This is a genomic window from Haloactinopolyspora sp., from assembly GCF_027324685.1.
In the GTDB taxonomy this organism is placed as follows: Bacteria; Actinomycetota; Actinomycetes; order Jiangellales; family Jiangellaceae; genus Haloactinopolyspora.
Genome location: NZ_DAHVSH010000207.1, coordinates 18,723 through 27,091, shown reverse-complemented (window position 1 = coordinate 27,091; position 8,369 = coordinate 18,723). Strand labels below are relative to the sequence as shown.

Genomic DNA, 8,369 nt, shown 5'->3' with positions numbered 1-8,369 from the left:
GATACCGCCGACCCCGCCCGTCAGCGACCATCACCACCGGCACACCCTCATCAGGCACCACCAGCCACGACCCACCATCAACCGCGGAGACCAGGTCCCGCCACACCCCCGGATCAACCCCATCACCCAAGTCGTCGCCGTAGACCTCGTCGGGCAGGCCCACCGCGGCATCATCATCCGGGCACCAGGCCGCATCCCGCGCAGCCAAATAGTCAGGAACAGCCGGGACAACCTCCGCACCAGGCGGACACCCACCCGGCCCGTCGTCTCGATCATCCCAACTGTCGAACATGCCCACCAGTTTATCAAACACATGTTCGAACAACAACATCTACATGTTGCTACTCACGCCGACCGGAGCGTCCCGAGAAGAGCACGACGCGCACCTCAGCCACCACCAGCCGCGTAGTGTGCTCACCGTGCGCACCCTCGATGACGAAGCCGCGCTACTTCAGGCGAGCACACTGTTCATCCTCGGTCCCGGACATACCCTCGAAGCGGTCAACGACATCAGCCGGCCGGCGGCGCCTCGGTGCTTCATCTCGGTGAGGCCGACACATCTTCGCTACTGGACGACCGCCCAGCCCGCGGCCGAGATCGTCCGGGCCCTCGAGGCATGGCGTTCTCAGCATCGCCCGCCCCTGGACCTGGACACCTTCACCGAACCACCTGCCGACGTCCTCGCCGCGGTCACGAAGGTCCACGGCATACGCCCGCACGTCTACTGCGGACCGGCCTACCGCTTCCCCGCCGACAGCCAAGCACCACCGCTCGAGCACGCCGACATCCGCCTCTGCTCGCCAGCGGACGAGGGCCGCTTCCGCGCGAGCTTTCCCGGAATCGCCGCCACGCTGACAGCTCGCGAACCGGTCGTGGCGGCGTTCGAGAAAGAGCGTGCAGTGGCGATCTGCTCCGCCTCTCGCATCACCCCGCAGGCCTGCGAGGCCGGCGTGGAGACGCTTCCCGACCATCGCGGGCGCGGGCTGGCCACCGCAGTCACAGCCCGGTGGGCCGAACACGTCCGAGCAAGCGGGCGGACACCGCTGTACAGCACATCGTGGGACAACACGTCGTCGCAGGCGGTCGCTGGCCGACTGGGGCTGATCCGATACGCCGCCACGATGTCGATCTACGTGCCCGACCGCGCTACGCATACGTAGCCTCGATCGACCAGCGGCCCTGTTCGATCAACAGCAGTCGGGCTTGGCCGTCGGCCGTGACCACCTGGAACCGCGCGCATCGACGTCTACGCTGCGCGTCCCACCAGTGCTCCCACGCAGGCCATGGACCGGTCCACTCGGTGATGTCCAGAGCAGTGCCATCGCAGGACACCAGCCGAGCAGGCGGCGCCGAGACCGTCGACCGCCCACTCACCGTCACCGGAGCCCCTCGGCCGTCCAGGACCTCGACCGGCAGGAGCTGTGGATGGACCACGGCCGGCGCGGGTGCCGGCACCTGTCCCGGCCACGGCCGATCGGCGGGAAACTCCGGCACCAGAGAATCGCCCCAGGGAACCCGGAGCACCTGATCCGCAGGTCCGCGCCCACCGGCGGGAAGCGGCGTGCACACCGCGGCATGACCGAGCATGACCTGAAGCCGGTCCGCCGCCCGCGACACCGCATCGCTGACCTCACTCCGACCCCACAACGGGGTCTGCCGCCCGGTGTCGACGACGACATGGTCGGGCGCCAGCCGCAGATACGTGAGCGCGTCGGTCAGCTCACCGGCCGAGCGCCAGGCATCCAACTGCCAGCGAACCCGCTCAGCCACCGCCAGGCTGGACAACCGACCGTCATGACGCCACAGGCGCGACCGGCTGCGCCCGTCAGCCGTGACCGCCTCGACCTCGACTCGAACACACGCCAGCCCGCGTGACGCCAGATTCTCGTGCATCCGGTCGGCCAGACTCTTGGCGGCGAACACCGCCGGCTCGGACTGCGCCGTGGGCGGGTCGAACTCCATGTCCGCTCCGAGATCCTCCCCCGGCGGCCGCGTCACCGGCGCCCGCGCTTGGCGGCCTGAGGCGAGACGATGCGCAGCCTCGCCGTCGACACCGAACCGGGCGAGCATCTCGCGCGGTGGAAGCGCCGCGAGATCGCCGAGGGTTCGCACCCCGAGGCGGACGAGGACGCCAGCCAGTTCCGGCATCTCCAGCACCGACACCGGATGCGGCGCCAGGAACTCTGCGGTGGACGACGACGGCACGATCAGAACGCCTTCACCGTCCGCGCTGGACCCATCGGTCCACGCCTGCCGGGCGGCCAGCTCGGCTGCGAACGTGCCATCGGCCACCCCGATCGCACAGAGAAAGCCGGCGTCGAGGACGGCGTCTCGGACGGTGGCGGCAACCGCCTGCTCACCGCCGTAGAAACGGGCCGGCCCGCGCGCTGAGACCGCGGCCAGCCCCGGGCGCATCACTTCGACCCGTGGACAAAGCTCTTCCACCACGGCAACGACCAGCTCGAACGCCCTGGCCTGAGCGTCCGGCTCGTCGTCGTGGACGGTGACGTCGGGACAGTATCGCTGGGCATCGCGCAGCCGCTGACCCCGGCGGACACCGACGGCCCGAGCCGCAGCCGAGCACGCCGTGACCCGCCCCGAAGCCACCACGACCGCCGGTTGCGCCGGGTCGACGCCGATGGCGATCAGTGGCCAGTCCGGGCACCACACGACCAACGCTCGTGGCGTGCCCATCAGGCAACTCCGGAGTCGACGTCGCCCACAGAGACGAGACCGGCCGGGGACACCGAACCGTCCGGCCCCGGCAACCACACCCACACCGAGCGAGGTCGGCCTCCGGCCGCTCCCCGCCCCTGCGCCACGACGTTCACCCGGCGACCACGCAGGTGCCCATGCCCGGCCCCGAGCCCGGTCCACAACGACGAAGCCACCCGCACCCGGGTCATCGCGCCCTCCCACTCGCCGGCCACCAGCAGACAGGACCCGGACGTGCGGGCCACCGCCGCCAGCCGGCGCACCACCGGCGACGGCGGACGTGCCGGCGGCCGAACGAGCACCACGTCCACCGCCTCCAGGAGCACAGCCACCGCATCGACCCAGCGCTCCCCCGGCTCATCGACCAGCAGCAGCCGTTCCGGCTCGCATCCCATCGCCGCCGCGGACGGCACTCCGAACTCGGGAACACCCACCACGGCACACCACGACCCCGCCGCGGAGGCCCCGGCCATCAACGCATATGCCAGGGCACCGACGCCGTCGACCTGCACGACCTGACCACGCCGCAACCCGGGCAGCACCGGGCGCAGCGGCGACAGCACCGGAAGGTGGGCGGGTTCGGCCCGGCGGACGTCCACCCGCCCGGAGACCTCCGCCAGGGCCGCCTCGGCCTGTTCTCGCGAAGGACGTCCCATCGCTCTATGATCGAACGCCTGTTCGAGTCAGTCAAGTCCGTCGCGGCCCCGTCATGTCCAGCTGGTCAGGCCCAACTGCTGAAGACGATCCGGGTCGGCGAGCACGTCGATCGCGACGATCTGCCCGTCGCGCACCGTGAAGGCCATGACCGAGACGGGCCGGCCGCGCGGGGCCACGACCACCCCTGCGGCTGCGTTGATCAGCGCCGGGCGGACGAACGGCGCCAGCTGTCCGAAGGTGAGCGCGTTCTCGGCCACCGTCGTCCCGCCCCGGATGACCGTCGTGGCGCTCACGCGCGCGAGCCCGCCGTCCGAACGCAGCACCACATCCGGGTCGAGCACCGCCACCAGCGCATCGAAGTCGCCGCTGCCGGACGCGGCGAAGAAGGCGTCCACCACCTCGCGCTGCCGGGCCAGATCGGCATCGGGTGCCGGCGCCGATTGCCGCACCCGGCGCCGAGCTCGGCTGGCCAGTTGGCGTGTCGCGGCCGGCGAGCGCTCCACGATCGTGGCGATCTGGTCGAAGGGCACGGCGAACATGTCGTGCAAGACGAACGCGAGGCGCTCGGCCGGTTCCAGCGTGTCGAGCACGACGAGCAAGGCGAGCCCGACCGAGTCCGCCACCAGCGCCTCGTGTTCCGGATCGACCCCGTCCGCAGGGTCCACGACGGGGTCGGGCAGGTGAACGTCCAGCGACTCCTCGTGGCGTGACCTGCGGGTACGCAACATGTTCAGGCACACCCTGGAGGTCACCGTCGTCAACCATCCACCCAGGTTCTCCACGTCGCTCACGTCCGCGCGGCTCAACCGCAGCCACGCTTCCTGGACCGCATCGTCGGCCTCGCCGAGCGAGCCGAGCATCCGGTACCCCACCGCCCGCAGATGCGAGCGGTGCGCTTCGAACTGCTCGACGAGGTGATCGTTTTCGGTCATCAGTCACATTCTCCCGCCGCGACGGTTCATCGCTGTAGCGACGTTCACGAACGGACACGAAGGAGAACCACCATGCAGTCACCGACGAGCCATTCCCGGGAGCTCCGGCCGGCTCCGATTTTGGTCACCGGCGGGACGGGCCTGCTCGGCAGCCTGGTCACACCGCTCCTGCGCGATACCGGCAGCCCCGTCAGGGTGCTCAGCCGCACCGTCCACGAGCCCGGCGACGGCGTCGAGTACGTGACCGGCGACCTGCTCCGGAACACCGGGATCAACGCCGCGGTCGACGGCGCGGAAATCGTCGTGCATCTCGCCGGCGCACCCAATGCCCGAGGCGACGTGGAGGCGACCAGGAACCTGGTGGCCGCCGCGACCGCCGCCGGTACCAAGCACCTGGTGTGCATCTCGGTCATCGGCGCCGACCGGGTCCCCCTGGCCTACCTGCGGAACAAGCTGGCCGTGGAGCAGACCGTGGCCGAGTCCGGCCTCGCGTTCACCACGCTGCGCGTCGCGCAGGTCGACGAGCTGGTCCTGAAGATGGTGCAGGGCATGGCGAAGCTGCCGGTGATCCCAGTGCCGAACGGCTTGCGGTTCCAGCCGGTCGACGCCGCCGAGGTGGCGGAGCGGCTGGCCGAGCTCGCCCTGGCCGAGCCGGCCGGCCGGGTGCCCGACTTCGCCGGACCGACGGTGCACAGCCTGAACGAGCTGGTCCGCGGGTACCTGCAGGCCACCGGGAAGCGGCGGTCCATCATGCCGGTACGGCTACCGGGCCGAGCCGGTCGTGCGTATCGCGCCGGCGAGAACCTCGCCCTCGACGGCGCGGACGTCGGCACGCGGGCCTGGGCGGACTTCCTGGCCGAACGGGTCACCGTCTGAACCTGCCGTTAGAGTCGATCGCGTGGTTTCCGAGCGTTCGATTTCACCGCTGACGTACCCGCCCGCGCCCCGGGGCGACGACGCCGACGTGCTGCACGGCATCACCGTCGCCGACCCGTTCCGGGCCCTCGAAGACCCCGACGCGCCGGCCACCGAAGCCTGGTCCAAGGCCCAAAGTGTGCTGCTCGACGAGCATCGCACCAGGTGGTCGGCGCGTCCGCACTTCCACCGCCGTCTCGGCGATCTCCTGCGGGCCGGGGCCGTCGGCGCCCCGGTGTGGCGCGGGCAGCGCTCGTTCCACACCCGCCGCACCCCCGACCAGGAGCACGCCGTCCTGCTCACCACCGACCCCGACGGCACCGAACGCGTCCTCGTCGACCCCGCCGCGATCGACCCCACCGGCGCCACCACCCTGGACTCCTGGCAGCCGTCCAAAGAGGGCAACCTGCTGGCCTACCAGCTCTCCGAAGGCGGCACCGAGGAATCCGCCGTCCGCGTGCTCGACGTCCATACTGGCGAGATCGTCGACGGCCCGCTGCCCCGCACCCGGGTGTCACCCATCGCCTGGCTGCCGGGCGAGCAGGCGTTCTACTACGTCCGGCGCCAACCGCCCGAGTCCGTCCCGCCGGGTGAGGAGCAGTACCACCGCCGCGTCCACCTGCATCGGCTGGGCACGCCGCATGAGGACGACGTGGAGATCTTCGGCGCCGGGCGCGACAAGACCGACTTCTACGGTGTCTCGGTCAGCCGTGACGGCCGGTGGCTGATCATCAGCGCCGCGCAGGGCACCTCGCCGCGTAACGACGTCTGGATCGCCGACCTCGAGGCCACCGACCCGGCCGCGCCCGAGCTGCGCCCGGTGGTCGTCGGCCTCGACGCCCGTACCGGCGTACACGTGGGCCGGGACGGGCGCCTCTACGTCAGTACCGATCTCGACGCACCGCGCGGGCGACTCGCCGTCACCGATCCCACCCGGCCGGAGCCGGAGCACTGGCAGGATCTGCTGCCCGAGGACCCCGACGCCGTGTTCGACGGGTTCGCGCTGCTCGACGGCGCCGAGCTCGACCAGCCGGTCCTGCTCGCGGCCCGTACCCGCCATGCCGTGGCCGAGGTCACCGTCCACGATCTCACCACCGGCCGCCAGATCGGCCAGGTCGATCTGCCCGGGTTGGGCAGCATCGGCGGGTTGATCGAGCGCCCGGAGGGCGGGCACGAGGCGTGGTTCGTCTACACCGACCACACCACGCCGACGACCGTCCTGCACTACGACGCGCGCACCGCCACGCTGGCCGAGTGGGCGAGCAACCCCGGCGCCGTCACCCTGCCCGCCGTGCGATCCGAGCAGCTCACCTACCGTTCCGCCGACGGCACCGAGGTCCGGATGATCGTCGTCGCGCCGGCCCACGACGGCCCCGGTCCGGACCGGCCGCGTCCGGCGGTGCTGTACGGCTACGGCGGCTTCGACATCTCGCTGACCCCGGCCTACTCCGCCTCCATCCTCGCCTGGGTCGAGGCCGGCGGCATCTGGGCGGTCACCAATCTGCGCGGCGGCTCGGAAGAGGGCCAGCACTGGCATCGCGCCGGTATGCGCGAAAACAAGCAGAACGTCTTCGACGACTTCCACGCCGCTGCGGAGTACCTCGTTGATCACGGTTGGACGAGCACCGACCAGCTCGCGGCATACGGCGGTTCCAACGGCGGGCTGCTCGTCGGTGCGGCCTTGACCCAGCGGCCGGAGTTGTTCCGCGCCGTGGTGTGCTCGGCACCGTTGCTGGACATGGTCCGCTACGAGAAGTTCGGCCTGGGCCAGCTGTGGAACGACGAGTACGGCACGGCCGCCGACCCGGTGGAGTTCGGCTGGCTGTACAGCTACTCGCCGTATCACCGCGTCCGTCCCGGCACCGAATACCCGGCTGTGCTGTTCACCGTGTTCGACGGCGACACCCGCGTCGACCCGTTGCACGCCCGCAAGATGGCCGCTGCGCTGCAAGAAGCCACCAGCGGTGACGCGCAGACCCGCCCGATCCTGATCCGCGCCGAGGGGCAGGTGGGACACGGCGCGAGGGCGGTGTCCAAGTCGGTCGAGCTCGGCGCCGATCAGTTGGGATTCCTCGCCGAGATGCTGGGCCTGGACGTGCGATGAGCCACAACGTCGTCGTGGCTGACATCGTCGGCGCCGAACGGTTCACCGCTGAGTGGTGGCGCGACACGATGCTCGGCGTTCCGCTGCGGCTGCTCGCCTTGGTCCTCATCGCCCTGATCGTCCGCTACATCCTGCACAAACTGATCAAGCGGCTGGTCGCGCGGACAGTCGATCGCCCGCCGCCCAAGGAGGTGCTGGGCTCCACGCAGGCAGCGCGCATCGTCTTCGGTAGCACGGGTGCCTATTCCGAGCGCCGGGCGCTGCGCGCTCAGACGATGGGCTCGGTGCTGCGCAGCATCGTGACGATCACCATCGGGGCGATCGTGATCGTGATGGCGCTGGACATTCTCGGCTACTCCATCGGCCCGGTCCTGGCCTCGGCGGGCATCGCCGGCGTCGCACTCGGGTTCGGGGCGCAGAACCTCGTGAAAGACTTCCTGGCCGGCGCGTCGATGCTGCTGGAAGACCAGTACGGCGTGGGTGACGTCGTCGACATGGGCGAGGCTTCCGGCGTGGTCGAGGCGGTGAGCCTGCGCGTGACGCGGCTGCGCTCGATCGACGGCACGGTCTGGTACGTCCGCAATGGCGAGGTGATGCGCCTGGGCAACTCCAGCCAGGACTGGGCTCGCGCCGTCATCGACGTCGCCGTGGCCTACGAGTCCGACACCGCCCAGGTGCGACGGCTGCTCGAACAGGTCGCCGTCGAACTGTCCACCGAGGACACCTGGAGCGACCTCATCCTCGAAGAACCCGAGGTGTGGGGGGTCGAGCAGCTGGACGTCGACCGGATCATCATCCGGCTGGTGGTCAAGACCCGCCCGCTCGAGCAGTGGAAGGTCGCCCGCGAGCTGCGCGAGCGGATCAAGCGGCGCTTCGACCTCGAAGGTATCGAGATCCCACTGCCGCAGCGCTCGTTGTGGATCAGGCAGGAGGGCCCAGCCGACGCCGCCGCGCCCACTCCCCCGGCCGAGCCGACCGCCGACACCCCCGACGAGCAGGAGCGCAAGGCCTCCCGCCCGCCGGAGCGCGAGGTCGGCTCGCCCTGA

Annotated in this window: 8 protein-coding genes; 4 read left to right on the top strand and 4 right to left on the bottom strand. The window is 70.7% G+C overall.

Translation table 11 applies throughout. The features are described from left to right. Window positions 1–331: hypothetical protein (locus M6444_RS22360; RefSeq protein ID WP_298332654.1), on the bottom strand; the 331-nt coding region annotated here is incomplete at its 3' end. A gap of 88 nt (window positions 332–419) precedes the next feature. Here M6444_RS22360 and M6444_RS22355 point away from each other — a divergent pair. After that, a complete protein-coding gene (locus tag M6444_RS22355; RefSeq protein ID WP_298332652.1) occupies window positions 420–1,160 on the top strand; it encodes a GNAT family N-acetyltransferase in 741 nt (246 codons plus the stop codon). On the opposite strand, the gene M6444_RS22350 is transcribed toward M6444_RS22355, so the two are convergent. The 3 genes from M6444_RS22350 to sigJ are packed head-to-tail and all read right to left on the bottom strand — an operon-like array spanning window position 1,147 to window position 4,304. Then, complete coding sequence (locus M6444_RS22350) at window positions 1,147–2,694, bottom strand: DNA polymerase Y family protein (RefSeq protein ID WP_298332650.1); 1,548 nt, start codon at window positions 2,692–2,694, stop codon at window positions 1,147–1,149. The genes M6444_RS22355 and M6444_RS22350 overlap by 14 nt on opposite strands. Beyond that, window positions 2,694–3,371: a hypothetical protein gene (locus tag M6444_RS22345; RefSeq protein ID WP_298332648.1), complete on the bottom strand. Its 678-nt coding sequence runs from the start codon at window positions 3,369–3,371 to the stop codon at window positions 2,694–2,696. Before M6444_RS22345 ends, M6444_RS22350 begins: the two co-directional genes overlap by 1 nt. A gap of 51 nt (window positions 3,372–3,422) precedes the next feature. Then, window positions 3,423–4,304, bottom strand: a complete 882-nt coding sequence (gene sigJ / locus M6444_RS22340; RefSeq protein WP_298332646.1) for an RNA polymerase sigma factor SigJ — start codon at window positions 4,302–4,304, stop codon at window positions 3,423–3,425. Between the two features lie 72 nt (window positions 4,305–4,376). Between sigJ and M6444_RS22335 the strand changes: the two genes are divergently transcribed. Genes M6444_RS22335 through M6444_RS22325 form a run of 3 tightly spaced genes read left to right on the top strand, consistent with a single transcriptional unit; the run spans window position 4,377 to window position 8,369 of the window. Continuing rightward, on the top strand, window positions 4,377–5,180 hold the full coding sequence (locus M6444_RS22335; RefSeq protein ID WP_298332643.1) for an NAD(P)H-binding protein: 804 nt from the start codon (window positions 4,377–4,379) through the stop codon (window positions 5,178–5,180). 22 nt (window positions 5,181–5,202) lie between these two features. Next, window positions 5,203–7,323 (top strand): prolyl oligopeptidase family serine peptidase, encoded by a 2,121-nt coding sequence (locus tag M6444_RS22330; protein ID WP_298332641.1) that lies wholly within the window; start codon window positions 5,203–5,205, stop codon window positions 7,321–7,323. Further along, window positions 7,320–8,369 (top strand): mechanosensitive ion channel family protein, encoded by a 1,050-nt coding sequence (locus tag M6444_RS22325; protein WP_298332638.1) that lies wholly within the window; start codon window positions 7,320–7,322, stop codon window positions 8,367–8,369. Before M6444_RS22330 ends, M6444_RS22325 begins: the two co-directional genes overlap by 4 nt.